The following is a 21,265-nucleotide window of genomic DNA, read 5'->3' on the forward strand; positions in this document are numbered from 1 at the left end:
ACGTGACTGCTCACGTTTCAAGCGGGAAAGGTCTGAGGTTTTTCGGACAAGTCGGCTTGTGGCCCGCTCGATGCGACGACACGAATTTCAGCAGTTTGGCGAGGTCGCCGTCGGCTACAGGTTTAGCTGTAACGCCAAGAGCCCCCTCGACGCCGTCTGCCACCGCTTCAGGGTTGGCGGTCATGAAGACGACCGATATCCCTTTCTCGGAAAGCTCACGAGCAATCGCGACGCCGCTAGCTCCATCCAGGAGATTGATATCCACGAGCGCAATTTCCGCGACATCAAGGAAATCACGGGCTTGGCTCTTGCCAGCCGCGATCCCAACCACATCGTGACCGAGTTTAACGATCGCTTCTTCTAGAGCCATCGCAATCAAGAACTGGTCTTCGACGATGAGGATCTTGTGCTGCAACTGACGTCTCCTTGAAGCAGTTCCGGAAAACGGCGAAATTGTGTCATTTGTTCCAGCAGCGGTCTCGCTTATGTGAGCGTTTAGGCCTTAATGCCGCTATCTGGACGGGATGGCGATATCGACGCTCAGGCCGTCATCCGCCCATTTTCGAGATATCCGCCTACCAAGCTGCTTTTCGACAATCGCTCCAACGATGGCTGTGCCGAACCCTGGACGGTTTCGCCGGTTGGCTGTTGGCTTCCGCGTTCCAACCAAGACAAATCAAAAGCATCAGAACCGGTTCCTACTTTCGATTAGATCGCCGCGCTACCGCCAGCTTCGGAGGACAGCGACTGTCACCACAATCAAGATGGGCGATGACGTCGATGGCAAGGTCTGGGTAACCGAAGCCATGGCCAAAAATCGAAGCCTTCAAAGATGGAGCGGGTGCGCGGAACCGCGTCCATCCGTCACCCCTGTTCTGCTCTGTCCAGCCTCACGCCAGCATAAGGCCCGACACGAGTCCCACCGAAACGCAGGCTAAAACGATCGCCACGAGCTTCGCGCTGAGCGGAAATCCAGTAGGCCTTTGGGATTGCGAGGGTTGGGCTAGAGAGCCGGAGCCAGCTTTTACTTCTGCGGGCTCCTTAATGTCGTCCAGCTTAGCCGGGAGGCGGCCATCGGGTGGGCGAGAGACCACCGTGTGGGAAACATGATTGTCGTCGAGTTTGACGGTGAATGCCACCGTCGCACTGCTACTGATCTTTTCAAGCACTGCCATTGCAGCGCTTTCCTCATCATCGGCCTCGATCAACGACGTCTGCGTCACAAGATAAAACGGCATGAAGTCCCTCTGCACTACCCAAGATATAAGCCGCGGGATCGTTGGAACAAGCTCTGGCCGGTAAACGCCTCTCTCCACCACCGAGCCTTGCCTCCGCCCGGCGTTTCTGGACCTCCATGGTTGATTTCATCAGATCGACCTCAGGTGGCGCAATGCCCTGCCACTCGTCAGCCCCTGCGCCGCGGCAAGGATACCTTGGGCGTCAATCCCGTAGTGGCGATAGAGATTAGCAATCGTACCGGTCTGGCCGAAATGTTCGACGCCGAGTGATCGTGCCCGATGGCCGTGCACCGATCCTAGCCAGGCCAACGTCGCTGGATGGCCATCAACGACAGTGATCAGCCCACAATGCAATGGCAATTCCAAGAGCAGCCTTTCGACATGCGAGCGGGCGTGCACAGATCCATGCTCGCGTGCTCGTTGTGCAGCAGTCCAGCCCGCATTCAACCGATCCGCGGAAGTGATAGCCAACAGACCGACGTCACGTCGATCTCCAGCCATCAGACCCACGGCCTCGATCGCCTCTGGGGCGACCACGCCGGTATAGGCGACGACGACCTCGGCATTCGGTCCGGGCTTGCGGATCCAGTAGCCACCATTGACAATGTCCTGTGCCAGGTCGGCGGAGATCTCGCGCTTCGGCTGGGCGATGGCGCGGGTCGAGAGCCGAAGATAGACAGATCCGCCGCTGGCGTCGCGCAGCCACGTAACTTCATCCGGATCGGCATCTCTAGCGCGCTGCATGTAGTCGAGTGAGAACCGTAGTATCGTCGCAAGCTCATCGACGAAGGCCGGCTCGAAACTAGCCAGACCATCCTGCGCCATGCCGATCAGCGGTGTCGCGATCGATTGATGGGCGCCACCCTCCGGGGCGAGCGTGATACCGGATGGCGTGGCGGCAATAATGAATCTGGCATCTTGATAGCAAGCGTAGTTCAGCGCATCGAGGCCGCGTTCGATGAAGGGATCGTAGAGCGTGCCGATCGGCAACAATCTTTCGCCGAACAACGAATGGGACAGGCCGAGCGCCGAAAGATTCAGAAAGAGATTCATTTCAGCAATGCCAAGCTCCATGTGCTGGCCAGCCGGTGAAAACTCCCAATTGAATGTGGAGGGTACCCGCTCCTTCTTGAAGAGGTCCTTCATCTCGTTTCGGGCAAAAAGCCCGCGTCGGTTGACCCAGGCACCGAGGTTCGTGGAGACTGTGACGTCCGGTGATGTGGTAACGATCCGGCCGGCCAGCTCATCGGTAGACTTGCCGAGTTCATGCAGGAGCAGTCCGAATCCTTGTTGCGTGGACATCGAGGGCTGAACTGCGACCTCCAGTGTCGGAGGCACCGAGATTGTCGTCGCAGAATAGCGTCGGCGTCCTGAGGCGTTGAATGGTGCCTCGCGGAGAAATTTCGCGAGATCGCTCGGTTGGCTGGAAAGTCCCTCGAATGCGTCCCATTCATGACGTTCGCGGATATGCATGGATTGCCGCAACGTCTCGATCTGGGTTGGAGTTAACAGGCCCGCATGATTGTCCTTATGCCCGGCGAGGGGCAGGCCATGCCCCTTGATGGTGTAGGCAAGGAAGCAGACCGGACGGTCATGCCCCCTCGCCTCTTGGAATGCGTCCAGGAGTAACGGAAGATCGTGCCCGCCAAGATTGGTCATGAGCGCTGCGAGTTCTGGATCCGTTCGCCGCTCGATCAGCGCCGTTACGGTGCTCTGATCACCGATATCGTCGAGGAGCCGTTTACGCCAGGCTGCACCGCCCTGGAATGTCAGGATTGAATAAAGCTGGTTCGGGCAGTGGTTGATCCAGTCACGAAGTTCCGATCCTCCCTCTTCCCTGAAGGCAGCCTCCTGCAGGCTGCCGTGTTTGAGGACAACGACCTCCCAGCCGAAATTGCGAAAGATCGCCTCAAAGCGCTCCCATAACCCTTCGCGAACCACAGCATCAAGGCTCTGGCGGTTATAATCGACAACCCACCACGTGTTGCGCAATCCGTATTTCCAGCCTTCCAGCAGAGCCTCGAAGATATTGCCCTCGTCCATCTCGGCATCACCGACGAGCGCCACCATCTTGCCTTCGGGGCGGCCGGTGGACAGTCTCTTCGCGCGGAGATAGTCCTGCACCATTGAGGCAAAGATGGTCTGTGCCGCACCGAGGCCGACTGAACCCGTCGAGAAGTCGACATCGTCAATATCCTTTGTTCTCGATGGATACGACTGCGCCCCTTTCCAGGCTCGGAAGCCTTCCAGCTTTTCGCGCGTCTGGTTTCCGAACAGATACTGGATGGCGTGGAAGATCGGGCTGGCATGCGGCTTGACCGCGACGCGGTCTTCGGGCCGCAGTGCCGAAAAATAAAGCGCCGTCATCACGGTCGCGAGCGACGCGGAGGATGCTTGGTGCCCACCGACCTTCAGGCCATCGTCGTTCGACCGGAGGTGATTGGCGTTGTGGATCATCCAGGTTGCCAGCCAGAGAACCTTGCGCTCGAGCTGTTCGAGATATTCAAGCTTCGTCATATTCGTCGCCTCCCTCCGTTGACGGAGCAACCCTAGCGCAGGCTGGAAACGCAATGTAGCTAATCTCGATGACCCGACATGACTGAAATAGCTAAAATCACCCAAATCAACGGCATTGGCGAAAGGGATCTGCTAAAATGAACTTGGACGAGATCGACCGCAGAATACTCGCTGCACTTCAGAAAGATGCGCATGTCACCACTGATCGATTAAGCGAGATGGTTGGCCTTTCGCAATCCCCGTGCGCTCGGAGGGTGAGACGATTGCGCGAAACGGGCGTCATCAAGTCCTATGTGGCGATCCTCGACCAGGTGAAGGTCGGCCTTCCCGTCAGTGTATTCGCATCGATAAAGCTCGAACGTCAGCGAGAGGAAGAGCTTGATCGATTTCAGGCGGCGGTTGCGCGCTGGCCGGAGATTGTTGAATGTTATCTGATGACCGGCCAGCGAGACTATCTCCTGCGCATCGTGGTGAAGGATCTCGAATCGTACGAGCGATTTCTGAAGCAGAAACTGACACGTCTGGACGGCGTGGCCTCGATTGAGTCAAGCTTTGCGCTGAGCCAGGTTAAGCATTCCCAGGCGCTGCCGCTTTAGAACTCGATCGGCGGAGATCCGATGTATCGTACAAACCGATGAATTCTCCGGGAACTGCGTTCGATGCACTTGCGCGACAGCCGGTCCTGATCCTCTTTGGAGGAAGGAGCGGTTTGTCCGTCAGTGCGCGACACGCGCCAACGCATGTCGGACCGGCTACGTTTCGGAGACATCCTTCACCGCTGATGAATTTCCGTGACCCGGACGGCAGTCGGGCAACCGGGGCTCGTCGTCCTTCGGCGATGGCATCGACGCGCGCGGTGGAACGGATCCGTCGCCGATGAGCATTTGCCGCAGCCGTGCTGTGGAAAGAGCGGGAGCGAACATGAAAGTGGTATGTCTGTCATTGATTATCGGTGAACCGTAACGACGCGGGATCTGCTTACAAGCTGCAGAAGGGGTTTTCCCCGGAACTTCACAGGTTTAATCGGCTCAATCCGGGGCAGTCACAATCTATAATTGCAACAGAAATCTGCCGTGGTCTCAGGAACGATGCGCGCTGCATTTTGGCTTCGGACTGGGCGTGGGAGGCCTTACCACGAAAGCATTCGATCCAAATCCGGCAGTGTCACCGGGATCAGGAATCCCTTCGAGACCATACTCTTTCGATCACTACCCCCTTAGTGCTTCACAACGTTGCAGCTGCATCAGCTATTCGTTGTCCCGTTCCAGCTTCTCCAAGTGCGCGGAGCAGACCGATTTGACCAGGTCGAGCAGGATTGCAGTCCGCTCTGCCAGCCATAACAGGGCCTCCTCGCTGATCTCGTAATGTTTGGAGTACCGCGCCTTCACATAGGCTTCGTTAAGCGTGTTGAACCAGGCGCGCTCGCGGTGCTGATCGCGCGGAAACGCCTCGGCCAGACGCCGGTCCTGTTCCTCGGCAAGCGAGCGCAGGAACTTGATGTTGTGCGAGGGCGGGCCGTAGTTCGTGAGTGTGAGGAGGACGCAGGAATAGGCCTGCTCGAGCGATTGGTGAAGGCTAAAGGCTGCCAGATTACCCCAAGCATCTCCGCCCGTTTCAGATTTTGCAAGTTGGAACTGAGCGGTTCCTAGAAATGCGGTGGCTTCGGCAATCCTCCGTTCGAAGTGCTCCGTCGCAACCCGCAGCCGATCCGCCGGCGACAGAGGTTGCGGCTCAGCAAGCGGCTCATCATCGAGTTCATATAGAATGATACCTTCCTTGCGGATGTCGGTGAAGAAGTACTGCCCTTCCTTCAGGTAGGTATTCACCTCGCGCCTGGAATGGACGATGAAGCTCACCGGTGTCTCGATCGTCTTGTCGCGGATCAGCCGGTCGGCGGCGTTGTACCAGTAGTCGGCGAACGCGCAGAGCCGACGGTCGTTGACGATGACCAGCAGATCGAAGTCCGAGCGATAGCCCTTCATGGTGAACGGTTCATCGACCCATCCGCCCTTGGCATAGGAGCCGAACAGGATGATCTTCAGGATCCGGCCGCGCTTCTTGAAGCCGGCGGTCCCCTCTTTCAGCGCGTCCTCGAACTCCTCATGCAGAATTTCCTGGACCAGGCCGAGCTCTCGCTGTTTGCGCAATGGTATATGATCGAGGGATGACTTCATCATGGGCGGGTTTGGTCCGCAGGCTGCTTCAAATCAATGGAAAATATCTAAGTTCCGGTTCGGTTTACACCAACCGCGCTCAATCACAAATAGGGCTTGGTCCCTCACCACAGTCCATCGCTTGGGGGCAGCTGGAAATCTAGGACTAAACGTGTCCCCCAACTTCCAAAAACGTCGTCTCCGATATCCCCAAATGAGATCTTATCGAAAGTGGCAACGAACATCGCGTGGCGCGCCTGTGTTGGCGGCTCCAATCATTGTCGCATATGTTGCTATTTCATCTATCGTGCCCAACATAGCTCCAAGCGGGCACGGACTTCGGGCGTCAGTATCCGCAGTTCGTTTAAGACCAGGCGATACCTGATTGGGACGTTGCGCCGCTTGATATCTTCTGCCATAAATTCATTGCTGTCGTCGGCAAGGGACCGCGCGAATCTACGACCGCGCATTTCGCCTTTGGGTAACGTCCGGACCGAGATGGCATGTCGTCATGCCCGCGCCGGACGGTTTCGGGGCTGCCCTTGGCTGGCAATTTTCAAGCGACATTCGCGTTTGCTTCCGTTGAAGTCCGCAGGTCCTGTCCAACCGCCGACACGCACCTGAGCTCTCTCTTGCACGCAGAACATGGACTGTCGTCCCGACACGCGGGTGGTCGGCGATGAATCTCAGGCAGATCGAGGTTTTTCAGGCGGTGATGCGCACCGGCAGCATCACGGCCGGCGCCGAATTGCTTAATCTTTCCCAACCCGCCGTCAGCCGCCAGATCGAGCGGCTGGAACAGGTCTCGAAACTGAAACTCTTCCGTCGTGTCGGCCGCGGCATCCAGCCAACCCCTGAAGGCATGGCGTTTTATGAAGAGGTGAAGCGCGCATTCGTGGGGCTGGAAAACCTTCGCCACATTGCCGATACGATCAGCAATTTCAACACCGGCCATCTGCGCATTACCTCGATTTCCGCGCTTGGGTTCGGTTTTTTGCCGCGTGCCATCACACGCTTTTCGAAACAGTATCCGACCGTCGACGTTTCGCTGCAGGTTCGCAGCGCTGGCGCCGTCAGAGGCGTGACGGCCACGCAGGAGTTCGATCTCGGATTTCTACCGGGTCCCCTGAATGCCGGCGACCAGCATCTGGAACATTTTGCCCGTGTTGATGGGATATGCATCCTGCCCTCGGGCCACCCTCTGGCGAAAAAATCCGAAATCTTACCCGGAGACCTTTCCGGTTTGCCGTTCATCGGCTTGGTCAAGGACGACGTCACCCGGCGGCAGGTCGACCAGATCTTCGCCAATGCCGGTGTCAAACCGAAGCTGCATATCGAGACCCAGTATGCGGCGACCGTCTGCAATTTCGTCGCCAACGGCGCCGGTGTGTCGATCGTCAGCCCATTCGCCGCGCTCGACTTTGCGGGCCATGGGCTTGTCATGCGCCCCTTCCGCCCAACGGTCAAACTTGACTATCTGATGGCAAGGCCGAGCTTGCGACCCCAGTCGGCGGTGACCAGCAGGTTCCTTGCAGTTCTGAAAGAGGAGCGGGACAGCACCCTCGCCCAGTTCAATATGGCCGCTGTCGGGTGCGACTGACGGCCCCGTGATTGTTTTCCGGGTCGAGAACCCCTGGGAAGGGTGGCCCCAACGGACAGCCGACATGGCTTTCCGCCATCTTCGTGATTGCCTTCGGTTTTCTCTGCCTTCCTGGCGAGCCCGATATCCCGGGATCACCTGGATCGGCTTCAACTCATATTACACCCATGCATGAGTTGCGATCATATTTCGATTGGACGTCGACCCTTGGATCCGCTGAATTCGCGGTCGTTCGGTAGGCAACCGTTTCAATCATTCCGACCGGCTTTCCGATCGCGTCGCTAGCTGCTTCGAGCGCCTGGCCTCGAGTGCGAGAAAAGCGGTTGCCGCCGACTGTGGATCTCGATTGCCAACAATCCGTCGCGCCAGACGATGGGCGAACCAACAGGGGAAGGCAGACATGCAGTCAAAAACGCAAACAAGGATGACGGCCATCGATCGCAGGGGCTTCATGGCGGCGACGGGCACCGCGCTCCTGGCCGCACCATTCATACGAACAGCCTCGGCCAAAAGCCGCACCCTGACCATTCGCGATCCCGGTGGCCCAGTTGGAGAAGCCTACAGGCGGTCATTCTTTGAACCGTTCAGCAAGCGGACCGGGATTGATGTCATCGGCGTGCAATCGTCTCATGGGCCCACCGGTGAGATCAAGGCGATGGTCGAGGCCGGCAACTATGCCTGGGACGGCGCGCTGCTTGATATGAGCGATGTGGTTGTCCTCACCGACCGTCAGTATCTCGAAACGGTGTCGGGACCGGGCGGGCTCGGGCCGAATGCCTCGCAGATCCCCGCCGACCTGCGGAACGACTTCCTGATCGGAGCCATGGGTTATGCGACGGTCCTGGCCTACCGCACCGACACGATGGGTAAGCAGCCCCCGAAAAACCTTGCGGATTTCTGGAATACTTCCGCCATCCCCGGGGTGCGTTCGCTTCGCAAACATCCCAATGGAACACTTGAACCCGCTCTGTTGGCGGACGGGGTCCAAAAGGCGGATCTTTATCCGCTCGACCTCGATCGGGCATTCAGGAGCCTCGACCGGATCAAGAACGATATCGCGGTGTGGTGGACGGGTGGGGCGCAGACCTCTCAGATGCTCAAGACCGGCGAGGTGGACTGCCTCCTGACCTGGAACGCGCGGGCCCAGGTCGCAATCGACGACGGTGCGCCGGTGAACATCGTCTGGAAGGACGGGATGTTCTCGTTTGCCGGTTTCGCCATTCTCAAAGGCGGCCCGAATGTCGAGTTGATGCGCGAGTTCATCGAATTCGCGTCTGCCGGCGAACGTCAGGCGGAGTTCGTCAAGCATTCGACGAGCGGCCCCTGCAATCCAAGGGCATTCGACTTCATCGAGCCGAAACTTGCCGAGATCCTTCCCACACATCCCGACTATTTCGCGGAGATGTTCGTCATGGACGCGAAATGGTGGGGGAGCAACAACGCCGTGGCGCAAGAGCGCTACGAGAGCTGGCTGGTCGGGTAAGGCCTGGCCGGGCTTCACGATGACCTGAACTCGGGCATCGATCAATCGCATAGATGTCCGCAAGCGTGCCCGCCAACGGCTGCGTCATTCGAAACAGCCGTCGCGCCCGCTCTGTCGCCGGCCGCTCGACCGGAGAGGCGTCACTCGCGTCGCCTCTGAGGTCCGACACCGGTTCGGGTTGGGGCAGACTGAGAAAATGACGCGCCTCCTCGGCAACGTCCCGGAAGTCCACGAGGCCACAGGTCTCGCGGACGAGATCGAGCAGGTCACCGAACTGGCCTGTTGCCGCATCCGTCCACCGGCCAGCACGCGGGCCGGCCAGATGCACGTAGAGCGACCGGCCCTTGTTGTTGGCGACATCGCCGACGAGCCAGTAGTTGCCGGCGCGGCGGCCGGCGGAAAGATAGTGACGGCAGACCGCCTCCGCGTCTTGCGCGAGACGGCCCGCCAGATCAGCGGCGGACAGCATGGCGGGGCTCCGTCACGACCGGCGCGCGACATCGACGAGGCGATGACGCTGCATCAGCTTCGACAGGACCTCCGTGCCCTCATCTGTCACCGGCACGAAGAAGCGCAGCTTCCAATTGATCATCTCGGAGAACAGACCGATCGACCGCAGCCAGTCGCGCATGCCGTCGGTAAAGCCGGTTAGTTCGACTCGGTACTCGTTCATGACGCGGACGCGGCGGAGCGTCATGTCACCGGCAAGGCCGACGATCGAGGATCCGTCGACCAGCGCCGTCCAGGCTTGGTCGCCGCTCAATACTTGCGTCTGATCGATCCCGAAGTTGCGGCAAAGGCCGGCCAGCCAGTCGGGCGCGATGACGCGGCCGACGATCTGCTCGCCGTCATCCGTCTGCAGACGACGAATGCGGCAGAAATCCTGCGGCAGCAACCTCCAGATCGGCAGCAGCAGTCCGCTGACGATATGCATCACCGACGACGAGAACTCCGGCACGGCGGCGACCTCGGTATTCCAGGCAAGGGCGAAGGCCTGTTCGTCGGCTTCCTCCCAGGACGTCTCTTCAAGCTGGCGGGTCTCGAACCGGAGCTCGTCCATCGGCCGGATCACCGACACGCGCGGCTGGACCGAGCCATCGTCCAGCATGATCGCCCGGGTCGGCACCATCACCGCCGGCCGCCCCGACTTGCCGTTGATCATCAGCTTCACGCGGGGATCGCGACCGACCAGAGCCTGCACATCATGGAGCAGCATCGGCGCATTGCGATCCCTCCGCTCGATGGTCAAGAGGTGCGACTGCGCGCCGGTGACCGGATGCGTGTAGATCAGCCGCCGGCCGGCGATTGTCATGCTGTCGGCGGTGATCGTCTCCAGGCCCTTGTCATAGATGCCGGCGGCGATCGCCCCCTCGATGCGGGCGGCCAGCAGCTGCTCGAAGGCCTCGAACAGCAGGTTCTGTATGGTGATGGTCAGTGCCAGCATCCGATTGAGGAATGTCTGGATCGGCGGCAGTTCATCCTTCAGTCCGCCCTCCTCCGAGGTGAGCGACAAACCAGTAATGCTCTCAAACTTGTCCAGCGAGCAGCCTTCGATCCTGCCGGCATACAGCAGTCCGTAGAATTGCCGCAGCGCGTCGCGGGCATATTGGGATTCGAGATTGTCCTCGCTGCGAAACATGCCCTGTCCGCCGGTCTGACGCTGGCCACGGGTGATGGCGCCGAGCGTGTCGAGACGCCGGGCGATGGTCGAGAGGAAGCGCCGTTCGGCCTTGACGTTGGTGGCGATCATCCGGAACCGGGGCGGCTGCTTCTGATTGGTGCGATGGCTGCGCCCGAGGCCCTGGATCGCCACGTCGGCGCGCCATCCCGCTTCCAGAAGATTATGCAGGCGCAGGCGCTGGTTCCGTGCGGCGAGATCCGCGTGATAGGATCTGCCGGTTCCACCGGCATCGCTGAAGACGAGAATGTCTTTGTCGTCGTCCATGAAGGCGCGGGCCTCGTCGAGATTGGCGCTGCCCGGCCGGCTCTGCACCGCATAGCGGGCGATGGACGTGCTGTCCTCACGGCGGACGATGCGGCGCGAGCGGCCGGTGATCTCGGCGACCTGGCTGGTGCCGAAATGCTGGACGATCTGGTCGAGGGCCGTCGGGATCGCCGGCAGGCTACCCAAGGTTTCCACTAGCTCGTCGCGCCGACGTTCCGCCTCCCGGCAGATGACAGGGTTGCCGTCCGCGTCATAAACCGGCCGCGAGCTGAGATTGCCCTCGGCGTCGGAATATTCTTCGAAGAGCTGCACCGGGAACGAGTGCATCAGATAGTCGATGACATATTCCCGCGGCGTGACGTCGACCTGCAGAGCGCCCCATTCCTCGGTCGGGATCTGTGCCAGCCGGCGCTCGGTCAAAGCCGCGCCCGTCGAGACGAGCTGGACGATCGCAGCGTGACCCTCTTTCAGATCTGAAGCGGTCGCTTTGAGAAGGGCCGGCGTCTTCATCGAGGTCAGAAGATGATTGAAGAAGCGCTGCTTCGAGCTTTCGAAGGCCGAGCGTGCGGCGGCCTTGGCTTGTCTGTTCAACGTTCCGGTTTTGCCGGTTATACCGGACGCCTCCATCGCTGCGTCCAGATGGTTGTGGATGACCTGGAATGCCTCGGCATAGGAATCGTAGATGCGGATCTGTTCCTCGGTGAGCTCGTGCTCGAGGATCTCGTAGTCGACGCCCTCGAAGGATAGTGAGCGCGATGCGTAAAGACCCATGGCTTTCAGGTCGCGCGCCAGCACTTCCATGGCGGCGACGCCGCCGTCCTCGATCGCCGCGATGAATTCGGAGCGCGTCGGGAAGGGAAAGTCGGCGCTGCCCCAGAGACCGAGCCGTTCGACATAGGCCAGCGACTCGACGTCCGTGGCGCCGGTCGCCGAAACGTAAACGACGCGGGCATCCGGCAGTGCGCGCTGCAGGCGAAGGCCTGCCCTGCCCTGCTGCGACGCCGCCTTGTCGCCGCGCTCGGACTTGCCGCCGGCTGCGTTTGCCATCGCATGGCCTTCGTCGAAGACGATCACGCCGTCGAAATCGTCGCCGAGCCAGTCGACGATCTGCTGGACGCGCGAGCGTTTGCCTTCCCGCTCGTCGGTGCGCAGCGTCGCGAAGGTCGTAAAGAGGATGCCCTCTTCCAGCTTGATCGGCCTGCCCTGGCGGAACCGCGACAGCGGGGTCACCAGCAGCTTTTCCTGGCCCAGCGCGCCCCAGTCACGCTGGGCGTCCTCGATCAGCTTGTCGGACTTCGAAATCCAGACATGGCGACGGCGGCCTTTGAGCCAATTGTCCAGGATGATGCCGGCGGCCTGGCGGCCCTTGCCCGCGCCCGTGCCATCGCCGAGGAACCAGCCGCGACGGAAGCGGACGGCGTGGTCGATGTCAGGCGCGACAGCCTTCAGGTTGTCGAAGGAGGCATCGACATTCCAGTAGCCGGCGAGATAACCGGAATGGGCTTCGCCGGCATAGATGACGCTCTCGAGCTGGGCGTCCGAGAGATCGCCGCTGGTGACGGCGCGCTTCGGCAGGTGCGGACGATAGGTCGGTTTCGGCGGTGCGACGGATGCCATGGCAAGGGATTCGACCAGCGTGTCGGGATGGGGCCTTGCGTCGGGGATGTGGATCGACTGCAGCCGATAGGGCTCGTAGAGACCATCGGCGCCGCCAATATGGTCCGGCGCAGCAGCATCGTGCAGTTCGTAGGAGAGTTCGATGATTTCATCGCTCACAGGTGCGAGATGCTCGACCGTTGCGCGGGGAATCCGGGCAGCAGCAGTTGGCCGATGCGAAGGAGCGATGACCGCCGCAGGCTGCACGGCGCCGGCGGCCTTGCGCGCCGCCGTCTTCGCTACGACATGACGGTGGGTTCCGTCGGAGAGCGTGCCGATGGACGTCGGCGATGGCGAACGCGTTGGAAGGCCGCTGATCCAGGCGTGCAGCGTTTCCAGATCGGGCGCGGTGCCCTTCGAGGCCACCACCTTGGCCGGATCATCGGCGGTGATCTTGTCGATGACGGTGAGCCGCGTCTCCGTCGTGGTGCCATGGCGGGCGTAGATTCCGCCATCCATCGCTGCACTGAACAGGACGGTGCCCTCCCCTTGGAGCCGGACGAAGGCGTCGCGCCATGAGCGGTTATCGGGGGAAAGGCCTGAGCCGGTGATCGCGACCAATCGGCCGCCGGGGGCAAGGCGGGCAAAGGCTGCGGCGAGATGACGCCAGGCGGCGTCAGTGACTCGGCCCTCGACGTGAACGCCGGCGGAGAACGGCGGGTTCATCAGCACCACGGCCGGCCGCACAGTGCGATCGAGATAGTCGTCGATATGGGCGGCGTCGTGCTGCGAGATCGACGTTCTGGGAAAAAGCTGTGCCAGCAGTGAGTGGCGGACGGAGGCATATTCGTTGAGCGATAGGCGTGCGTGTGCGAGCTCTGCGAAGATCGCCAGGAGGCCGGTCCCGGCCGACGGTTCCAGCACCACGTCGGCCGCCATCATATCGGCGGCGAGGGCTGCGACATAGGCAAGCGGCAATGGTGTCGATAGCTGCTGCAGCGCCTGGCTCTCCGTGGATCGCCGGCTATGGGTTGGCACGAGCTTTGCCACCTTCGTTAACATCGAGAGCACAGATTGCCGTGCATCGGTGCGGGCCATGATCGCCGGACCGAACTTGCGCAGAAACAGAACCTGGGCGGCTTCCGTTGCCTCATAGGCATCTTTCCAGAGCCAAAAGCCCTCGGCGTCGCTGCCGCCAAATGCCTCATTCATGATTTGCCGCAAATCAGCGGTGCCGACGGCTTTACCCCGTTCAAGAAGCGACGTGATTTGAGCGGCAGCATCCAAAAGTGCTTCAGCGCTGCTTCTGACATGAGGTCGTGGAGAGGTGGAAACGGTTTGAGGATGTGAGATGATACTCATCGGACGATGCTCCAAAATTGAGGAAAGAGCGGCGCACCCCAAGCGTCCTGCCGAAGGTTTGGATGAGCAAAACGGGGGGTAGCCAGTGAGGAATTGCGGGATCGCCGACTGAAACTCAGCCAGCGATCATCAGCGCTTAGGTTGCCGAACTCGCAATGAAGCCGGTCGGATCGTCGGAGCCGGGCGGCAGATAGGCTTCGTAAGGATTGCCGTCGGCGAGATGGCCGAACGGCGTGAAAACGTATTCGTCCTCACTGCGGCTGACGGCGCAAAGCACGTAACGCGGCTCGCGCGTCGCGGCATCCAGGCATTCCAAGAGAGCAAGATTGCCATCGGACGCGGCGCGCAGCAGCGTGTCGAAGTTTGTGCGGGCATGATCGGGGATGGCCATGGGGTGCTCCAGACATAAAGAGGCCCGGTGCTTGGCCGGGCTCTGGGATGACGATGACGGGATTTTGAGACGCGCCTGGAGTTCGGAGCCCATCCGCGTATGAAAATCGTCAGGCGGCGCTCTCGAGCAGTTTTTTCGCCTTGCCCTCAAGCTCCAGGCGCGTGTCCTGATTGGTCCTGCCGCGGGCGAGCGCGGTGATGCCCTGCACAAAATCGAAGATCGACTCGGGCGGCCGGCCTTCTTCGGAAAGAACTGTTTCGATGATCTTGCCGGTCTCCGTTTTCGAGAAACCGCGCCGGCGCAGGAACGCCTGGCGGTCCTCATCATCTCGCGCAACAATGCGCTCGCGAGCCGCCTTGATGCCGGCAACGAACGACGCGGGAGAGGAATTGGCAAAGCTCGTCAGTGCGGGTGCTGCTTCGTGGGCGAAACGATCGGCCGCGAATTTCGAGTGCCGGATGGTGATTTCCTCGAATTTTTCGCTGCCCCAGATGTTTCGGTTGGCACACACGGCCCGAAGGTAGAATGAGGCGATGCCGAGCGTCTTCGATCCGACTTCGCTGTTCCAGGCATAAAAGCCCCTGAAATACAGATCGGGCTCTCCGTTGCGAAGCCGCCCGGCCTCGATGGGATGGGCATCGTCGACGAGAAACACGAACACGTCTCGATCCGAGGCATAGAGCGTGGTCGTATCCTTGGAGATATCGACGAATGGATTGTGGGTCATGCTGGCCCAGTCGAGAAGGCCGGGCACCTTCCAGATCGTATCGCCGGTTCCATTGCCGGCAATCTTCTTGACCGCAGACACGAGTTCATGATCCCAGATGCGCCCGTATTCCGGGCCGGTTACCGCTCGTAGCTCGACACGGCCGTCCTCCATTTCGAGCGTCTTCACCAATTCCGCACGATGATTAAGCAGGCCGTGCTGCAGGTTGATCGCCGCGAGCGGCGCGGGCAGCTGACGCATATAGGTCGCCGGCGCGCCGACCAGGCCGCAGAGCTGGCCGTAGCTCCAATGGGTCGGCGCGATCGGCTGATGCCGGCCGGGAACGACGAGTTCGAGCCGCTCGGCATTGTCACGTGTGGCCTCGACCCGGATCGCAGCGCTTTCGACGGTTCGGGCATGCGCGCGCTCGGCCCGGGACCGGACGGTTTCGTAAAGCTCTGTCAACGACAGGAACCGCTCGTCGTCTGGACGGGAAAACCATTCGGACGAGACCCGGCCGATACGTTCGCCGCGCGAGATATCGACCTTGAAGCCGGAGGACACCGGCTGCGTGCTGGGGACTGAAGTGTTCATTGGAGTGTCTCCTGAAAAACAAGCGCCCGGCGCTGTGGCCAGGCTGGGTTGAGGGGAAGCGAAGATGGTCTTCAGTCAGTCTGGATAAAGGCGCCGATGCGCTGCCCGGATCGCTGCAAGTGCTGACTGGAATTCGGCGTTGCCGACGACGTCGGAGAGGTCCATCGTTATCGCGATGTCGAGGCACGCCGCATGGATTTCGTCGTCGGTCACCGCGGCCACCGATAGCGCACCGAAACTGCGGTCGACATCCAGCACCTCCGCGATCGCATTGCGAACCTGATCTTCCTGTAAGCGAGCGAGGATATGGCTTGCCTTTGGTGGATCGACAGGCTGATCAGGGTCCGGCGCGCGGCCGAGAATGGCACCGCCCCGCGCAATCTCCCAAGCCGAACGCGTTAGCCAGTCGGGTGATGGCGGCCGCGCTGCCTGCGCGTCGTCGAAGAAGATCTTCAGCAGGCCGAGCAGGATCTCGAAATGACGTGCACGTCGCTCGACGGCTTCATCGAATTGCGAGGGCACCGGGATCGACGGGCCGGTATAAGCGCTGTGCGTGCCTCCCCAGACGGCGGTGACATGAACTTCGCCGGGCGATTCGTGATCTTTCTCGGCGATATCCCAATTGTCGTCCTCGATGGCCGCGCGGCAGGCCGCCTCGAGCGTTTCGGCGGCAAAGGTGCGATGCCGGAAAATCGGCAAATGGTAGGTGGTTTCGATCGTAAAGTCGGGCATTGGACTGCTCCTGAAACTGGAAACGGCCCGGTCTCCTTGCGGAGCCGGGCCGTGGGTTGATCGCAAAAAAACGACTATTCGGCTGCGTCGGGGTGCTGCTGCTCGTCGAGCTCGTCCGTCTGCGGGGACACATCCTCCGCATCATCGGTCAGGAATGCCGGAAGATCGGGATTCTTGGTCTCGTCGGCACCCTCATTGGAAACCTCGCCGGTTGCGCTGGTCGCTTCGTCGACGGAAGCGACGTCTGCGGCGAGACGGAGAGGTTCGGGAAGCCAGCCGCTGCCGGTCATCAGCCGTTCGGCCTCGCGGGCCATATCGGCCTTCTTGAGATGGCCGATCAGCTCCGCTGATTGATCGCCTTTGGCCTCGCGGACCGCCTGCAGAATGCGAGCCTTGGTGACCCGGCCGAGATAGTTGTCGGCCGTCGGCACCCAGCCGGCCTCGACCATGCCGAAGCCGATCGAGCGGGCCAGGAGATCGGCATGCGCGAGTGCGCGAGTGCGCTTGTTCCACGGCTCGATGACTGCGTTGATCGACAGCGAGGCGCAATGCGCGAACAGCGCCTGACGGCTCACCTCGTCAAGTGCGATCAGAAACGCCCAGACGTCGTTCGGGTCCTTGGGAAGATCATGTCCCCAGGCCTCCTGCCGCTGGTCGATTTCCTTGGCCCAAACAGTGTCGCCAAGCCCGGGGGTCTGGCTGAACCGAGCACTTTGCAATGTCAGTTCCAGGCACGAATCCGCGCCATAGAGATAGAAGGTCTTCAGCACAAAGGCATGCAGCACGGCGATGAAGGCCATGAGTGGATCGTTGGCGAGCGCGTTGCGCAACGCGATGGTCCGTGCTGCGGTCAAGTCGAGAACAAGACGATCGGGAAGCGGCTTGATTGCCTCGTCATCGTCGTCGGCTTGGTCGACCACCTCGCTCGGTGCCGCGGCTGCGGCTGCGGCTGCGGACGAGTTGCTGTCTCCACTGCCGTCGGCATCGCTTGAAGCGAAATCTGCCCGGAGCTCGTCTTCCGGTCGCACGAAACCGCGTTCGATCTTGAGTTCGCCACTGGCGGCGAGCGAGATGAAGACGCCACCGCGGAGAACATCTTCAGGGTCGAACACATACGGTCGGTCGTTCAGCCGATCGAATGCGGCGCCAAGCTCTTCGAGCTTCTGTTCAGTTGCCTCCGAATAATCGCTGGCCTCGGCATATTCGGCATCGAGCCTGTCGTATTCAGCGCGGATGGCGTCGTGGCGCGCCAGCTCCTCCTCGGTCATCTCGGCCTGGGTGCCGTAGACGCGGCGAAGGCCGGATGTGTGGCCATACGGGAAGTCGAACGCCGTCTCGACCCATTTCCAGCCCTCGGCCGACCGGATTGCCTCGGCGTCAGCCTTGAGTTTTTCCGTGGCAAGCCGTTCCAGCAATGCAGGATCCTGCAGCCATCCGCCCTGATCCTGCTCGAACAGGTCGCGCATCACCACACCGCCGGCAGCTTCGTAGACGTCGATGCCGACATAAACGGCGCGACGATCGGCGGCGCGGACCGCGGTTTCCGTCAGCAGGCGTCGGATATAGTAGGGCTCGCGGCTATGCGAGCCCGAGATCGCATCCCAGACCTGCTCCTGGCGAAGGTGATCGTTGGCAATCGAAAACGCCATGATTTGCTCAAGCGTCATCTCGTCTTCGGCATAGAAATCGAGGAGCCGTGGGGAGACGGACGCAAGCCGCAGGCGCTGTTTCACGGTTGCGACCGAGACGAAGAACCGTGCAGCGATCTCCTCCTCGCCAAGCCCCTGCTCCCGAAGCGTCTGGAAGGCGCGGAACTGGTCGAGCGGATGCAGGCTGACGCGCTGGACATTCTCTGCAAGCGAGTCCTCGACCTCAAGCGTCTCGCCGCGGCTGACGATGCAGGGAACGCCAGCGGTTTTTGCCAGCCGCTTCTGGGAAACCAGCCGTTCAAGCGCACGGTAGCGGCGGCCACCGGCGGGAATGCGGTAGATGCCAGTCTCGTTGCCGTTCTCGTCAAGCTCAGGACGGACGTTGAGGCTGGTCAGAAGACCGCGATGGGCGATGTCTTCCGCGAGCTCCTCGATCGAAACACCGGACTTTATCCTACGGACGTTCTGCCGGCTCAACACCAGTTTGTTGAAGGGAATATCGCGGGCTGCACTGAGGGTGATCTTTTCGATGGCCTGGGCCATGTCGGTTTCTCCATGACGGACCGGCCGGAGCCTCTCTCCAACCCTCTCAATCCGTCAGTGCGCCAAGCACAGCCCTCTAACTCTGAACCGAAAGGAGGAAACCGAATGGGCTAAAGCCACCAACTACCCTGAGAGGGGCGCAGCCCCTCTCCCGCCCACGCGGTGCAGCGTGCGGCGACCAGCAAGTGGGTGAGGTTAGGCGACTGCTTCCGGACAGCCGTACATTAGCAGAACCCTTTAAAGCTGGACATGAGCGAACTTCCGGTCCCGAGAGCGGTCCAGCCAGTGGGTCCGCCATGGAGAGGGAAACTGAACCGACGGATGAAGCCTCGTCAGAGAGGGCCTTACCAACTTCCTGCGACCTTGCATGATGCTCCTTGCGTAGATTCTCCACCGGGCGCGCACCTTTGCCGACAGGTCCTAGTTGCACGAAGTCTCGGTTTATACCACTGTGTAGTCGTGACGGAGGGTACAGTGATGGATCAGAAGAAGCCGAACCCGATTGATGTACATGTTGGATCAAGGATCCGATTGAGACGGGCCATGCTGAAGATGTCCCAGGAGAAACTGGCCGACGGGCTTGGGATTACCTTCCAGCAAGTGCAGAAATACGAAAAGGGAACCAATCGGGTTGGCGCCAGTCGTCTTCAGATGATTGCAACTATACTGAACGCGCCTGTCGGCTATTTCTTTGCCGATGCGCCAACCCCGTCATCGGCGACCGATAGCAAGCCTGTCGTGCACGAGGAAGATGCGGTGACCTCTTTTCTGGCAACCCGTGAGGGGGTGGAACTCAATCTGGCATTCCAGAGGGTGGCAAATGCGAAGCTGCGCCAAAACATCGTTCAACTGGTCAAATCCTTGGGGGCTCCGTCAGGTCTGGATCGCGATCACGCGGATCCGGGCGCAACGCGTTAACGGATCATTCCGATGCTCCGGCTTGTGACATTCGGGGGCCTTTGGCTTGCTGACGAGGAACGAGGGACAGTGCCACTGCCACAGAAGGCACTGTTCGGCCTCGCCTATATGTTGGCCAGCGATGAATTTGAGCTGCCGCGAGATTATCTGGCGCGGCTGCTTTGGGCAGGCGATCAAGACGCCGCCAAAATCAACTTTCGAAAGATGACCGAGCGCGTGCGCAAATGCGCCATGGACGGCTGGCCCGCGCCACTCGATTTCACGGCTTCGACCGTACAGCGATCCGCCGAGCCCGTTGAGGCGGATTTCTCCGTCTTCTCCAATGATCTTGAAGCGCTGCCGCGATTGAACGCGATGTCGGAATTGATGACGCGGCAGTTTATGGACGAAGCCAATTTACCCGTCGGCCTGAAACCATGGGTCGAGAAACAACGGTCGGTCCAGTGGCAACGTTTTCGCGCGGGGCTCTTCGAGGCACAAGCCGCCGCCGCAAGTCGATCGGAATGGGCCGATGTCAAGGATAGCGCAAAACAACTCCTCGAACACGACCCGGGCGATTCTGCCGTGCGCGAGGTGCTGCTTGGGGCGCATCGTCATGAAGACCAAATCGGATCCTCTAGATCATCGGTCAGTCGAACCGAGTTCACGTTGCCCATGGGGACAGCAATCGTCCCCCCGATGCCCATGGAACTCCCCCGGCTGGTATTGCTTCCTCCCCAGGAAGCAGAGCAAAACTCTGCTTATCCAGCTCGCGCGTTGATGGAAGATATCACGATAAGTCTTTGCTCCTTGAGGACGGTGGCGGTCGTTGCTCCGTATACGGCAGCCCGCATCCGGCAGGATGCGGATAAGATGGCCCAGCTGGAGAGACATTCCATCTCCTACGTCCTTGACACCAACATCAGCAGCGAAGGCCTCTTCGTACAGATGGTATTCCTTCCCTCGGACAGCGTTTTGTGGGCGGAGCGTTTCCGCCTCAACGCCAGCTCACTTGCTTCACACCGCAGACAAGTGGCGCAGATGATCGTGATGGCCATCAGCGACCACCTGCAGCGCACCGAAATTGTGCTCGCTGATTACCGTGCTCACCCGGACGTCTATAGGTCCTATCTTGCCAGCGCCCAGCATCTCAACAAATTCACGCTCCCTGACGTGCGCCGGGCCAGAAACGCCTTTCGAGAAACGCTGAGAATGCGCGGGGATTTCGCGCCGGCGTTGGCGGGTTTGTCCCGTACCTACTCCTGGGAATGGGTCTTGACGGCGCGGGGAGAGACAGAGCTGCTGGTTCAGGCGGAAGAAACGGCAAGAAAAGCGGTGGCCCTGGAGCCGGAACTGGCATCGGCGCACCGGGAGCTTGGGCTATCGAGGCTTTACCGCGGCGATGTCGACGGAAGCCTGGAGGCATTCGATCGGGCGGAGAGATTGAGCCCACACCTTGCCGACGCAATATGCGGATATGCCGACGCTTTGGTTCATGCATCGAAGCCTGCCGATGGGTTGGCGAAGATCAGCAAAGCTATCCGCTTAAATCCGATATGCCCGGACGATTATTTCTGGATTGCGGCCGGGGCCAGCTATTTCCTGGGTGAATTTCATCAGGCTGTCAGCTATATAGACCAAATGGGGGACTCCTCGTCGGCCAGGAGATTGCTTGCGGCGAGTTATGCTATGGCTGGCGATACCGCGAAGGCACGCGTCCATCGCCGCAGGGCTCAGGAACTCAACCCGCAATTCGATCTCGATAAATGGCTTTCCGTGCTTCCGGTGAAGGAACAATGGCAGAAGGAACTCTACCGAGAGGGCCTGATGAAAGCCGGGTTTTAGATTTTTCATACCAA

Annotated in this window: 14 protein-coding genes and 1 pseudogene; 5 read left to right on the forward strand and 10 right to left on the reverse strand. The window is 60.5% G+C overall.

Annotation, left to right across the window (positions count from 1 at the left end; translation table 11 throughout):
* Positions 1-10: 10 nt before the first annotated feature.
* From RG540_RS26385 to RG540_RS26395, 3 genes are all read right to left on the reverse strand, one after another.
* Positions 11-415 (reverse strand): response regulator, encoded by a 405-nt coding sequence (locus RG540_RS26385; protein ID WP_065814451.1) that lies wholly within the window; start codon positions 413-415, stop codon positions 11-13.
* Between the two features lie 475 nt (positions 416-890).
* Positions 891-1,238, reverse strand: a complete 348-nt coding sequence (locus tag RG540_RS26390) for a hypothetical protein (RefSeq protein WP_157884691.1) — start codon at positions 1,236-1,238, stop codon at positions 891-893.
* 129 nt (positions 1,239-1,367) lie between these two features.
* Positions 1,368-3,755: a transketolase gene (locus tag RG540_RS26395; RefSeq protein ID WP_041364917.1), complete on the reverse strand. Its 2,388-nt coding sequence runs from the start codon at positions 3,753-3,755 to the stop codon at positions 1,368-1,370.
* Positions 3,756-3,892: 137 nt separating this feature from the next.
* Between RG540_RS26395 and RG540_RS26400 the strand changes: the two genes are divergently transcribed.
* Positions 3,893-4,351: an Lrp/AsnC family transcriptional regulator gene (locus RG540_RS26400; RefSeq protein ID WP_041364919.1), complete on the forward strand. Its 459-nt coding sequence runs from the start codon at positions 3,893-3,895 to the stop codon at positions 4,349-4,351.
* 651 nt (positions 4,352-5,002) lie between these two features.
* On the opposite strand, the gene RG540_RS26405 is transcribed toward RG540_RS26400, so the two are convergent.
* The gene (locus tag RG540_RS26405) at positions 5,003-5,932 is read right to left on the reverse strand and encodes a nucleotidyltransferase and HEPN domain-containing protein (protein WP_322789628.1); all 930 of its coding nucleotides are present in this window, start codon (positions 5,930-5,932) and stop codon (positions 5,003-5,005) included.
* A gap of 655 nt (positions 5,933-6,587) precedes the next feature.
* Here RG540_RS26405 and RG540_RS26410 point away from each other — a divergent pair.
* Positions 6,588-7,508 (forward strand): LysR substrate-binding domain-containing protein, encoded by a 921-nt coding sequence (locus RG540_RS26410; RefSeq protein WP_041364921.1) that lies wholly within the window; start codon positions 6,588-6,590, stop codon positions 7,506-7,508.
* Between the two features lie 424 nt (positions 7,509-7,932).
* Positions 7,933-8,991 (forward strand): ABC transporter substrate-binding protein, encoded by a 1,059-nt coding sequence (locus RG540_RS26415; RefSeq protein WP_041364923.1) that lies wholly within the window; start codon positions 7,933-7,935, stop codon positions 8,989-8,991.
* 37 nt (positions 8,992-9,028) lie between these two features.
* Here the strand turns inward: RG540_RS26415 and RG540_RS31880 are convergent.
* The 6 genes and pseudogenes from RG540_RS31880 to RG540_RS26440 all read right to left on the reverse strand — a co-directional run.
* Positions 9,029-9,460 (reverse strand): annotated as a pseudogene (locus RG540_RS31880) (DNA primase); the annotation flags it as partial.
* Positions 9,461-9,472: 12 nt separating this feature from the next.
* Positions 9,473-13,894 (reverse strand): strawberry notch family protein, encoded by a 4,422-nt coding sequence (locus RG540_RS26420; protein WP_041364925.1) that lies wholly within the window; start codon positions 13,892-13,894, stop codon positions 9,473-9,475.
* Between the two features lie 136 nt (positions 13,895-14,030).
* Complete coding sequence (locus RG540_RS26425; protein WP_041364927.1) at positions 14,031-14,285, reverse strand: DUF6117 family protein; 255 nt, start codon at positions 14,283-14,285, stop codon at positions 14,031-14,033.
* Positions 14,286-14,394: 109 nt separating this feature from the next.
* Entirely contained in the window at positions 14,395-15,585 is a 1,191-nt protein-coding gene (locus tag RG540_RS26430; protein ID WP_041364929.1) for a hypothetical protein, read from the reverse strand.
* 75 nt (positions 15,586-15,660) lie between these two features.
* Positions 15,661-16,317 carry a hypothetical protein gene (locus RG540_RS26435; RefSeq protein ID WP_041364931.1) on the reverse strand — a complete coding sequence of 219 codons (657 nt, stop codon included), beginning with the start codon at positions 16,315-16,317 and terminating at the stop codon, positions 15,661-15,663.
* Positions 16,318-16,391: 74 nt separating this feature from the next.
* The gene (locus tag RG540_RS26440) at positions 16,392-18,509 is read right to left on the reverse strand and encodes a ParB/RepB/Spo0J family partition protein (protein WP_041364933.1); all 2,118 of its coding nucleotides are present in this window, start codon (positions 18,507-18,509) and stop codon (positions 16,392-16,394) included.
* Positions 18,510-18,986: 477 nt separating this feature from the next.
* On the opposite strand from RG540_RS26440, the gene RG540_RS26445 reads away from it, so the two are divergent.
* Positions 18,987-19,427, forward strand: coding sequence for a helix-turn-helix domain-containing protein (locus tag RG540_RS26445; RefSeq protein WP_046601661.1), 441 nt, complete (start codon positions 18,987-18,989; stop codon positions 19,425-19,427).
* A 69-nt stretch (positions 19,428-19,496) separates the two neighbouring features.
* Positions 19,497-21,251, forward strand: a complete 1,755-nt coding sequence (locus RG540_RS26450; RefSeq protein WP_155414807.1) for a tetratricopeptide repeat protein — start codon at positions 19,497-19,499, stop codon at positions 21,249-21,251.
* Positions 21,252-21,265 lie beyond the last annotated feature (14 nt).

The sequence above is a fragment of the Neorhizobium galegae bv. orientalis str. HAMBI 540 genome, from assembly GCF_000731315.1.
GTDB lineage: Bacteria > Pseudomonadota > Alphaproteobacteria > Rhizobiales > Rhizobiaceae > Neorhizobium > Neorhizobium galegae.

Bases quoted from the DNA above. Each gene is read 5' to 3' on its own strand.
- RG540_RS26395 (WP_041364917.1), bottom strand. From the start codon at position 3,755: ATGACGAAGCTTGAATATCTCGAACAGCTCGAGCGCAAGGTTCTCTGG.
- RG540_RS26440 (WP_041364933.1), bottom strand. From the start codon at position 18,509: ATGGCCCAGGCCATCGAAAAGATCACCCTCAGTGCAGCCCGCGATATT.
- RG540_RS26425 (WP_041364927.1), bottom strand. From the start codon at position 14,285: ATGGCCATCCCCGATCATGCCCGCACAAACTTCGACACGCTGCTGCGC.
- RG540_RS26430 (WP_041364929.1), bottom strand. From the start codon at position 15,585: ATGAACACTTCAGTCCCCAGCACGCAGCCGGTGTCCTCCGGCTTCAAG.
- RG540_RS26445 (WP_046601661.1), top strand. From the start codon at position 18,987: ATGGATCAGAAGAAGCCGAACCCGATTGATGTACATGTTGGATCAAGG.
- RG540_RS26415 (WP_041364923.1), top strand. From the start codon at position 7,933: ATGACGGCCATCGATCGCAGGGGCTTCATGGCGGCGACGGGCACCGCG.
- RG540_RS26405 (WP_322789628.1), bottom strand. From the start codon at position 5,932: ATGATGAAGTCATCCCTCGATCATATACCATTGCGCAAACAGCGAGAG.
- RG540_RS26400 (WP_041364919.1), top strand. From the start codon at position 3,893: ATGAACTTGGACGAGATCGACCGCAGAATACTCGCTGCACTTCAGAAA.
- RG540_RS26420 (WP_041364925.1), bottom strand. From the start codon at position 13,894: ATGAGTATCATCTCACATCCTCAAACCGTTTCCACCTCTCCACGACCT.
- RG540_RS26435 (WP_041364931.1), bottom strand. From the start codon at position 16,317: ATGCCCGACTTTACGATCGAAACCACCTACCATTTGCCGATTTTCCGG.
- RG540_RS26390 (WP_157884691.1), bottom strand. From the start codon at position 1,238: ATGCCGTTTTATCTTGTGACGCAGACGTCGTTGATCGAGGCCGATGAT.
- RG540_RS26410 (WP_041364921.1), top strand. From the start codon at position 6,588: ATGAATCTCAGGCAGATCGAGGTTTTTCAGGCGGTGATGCGCACCGGC.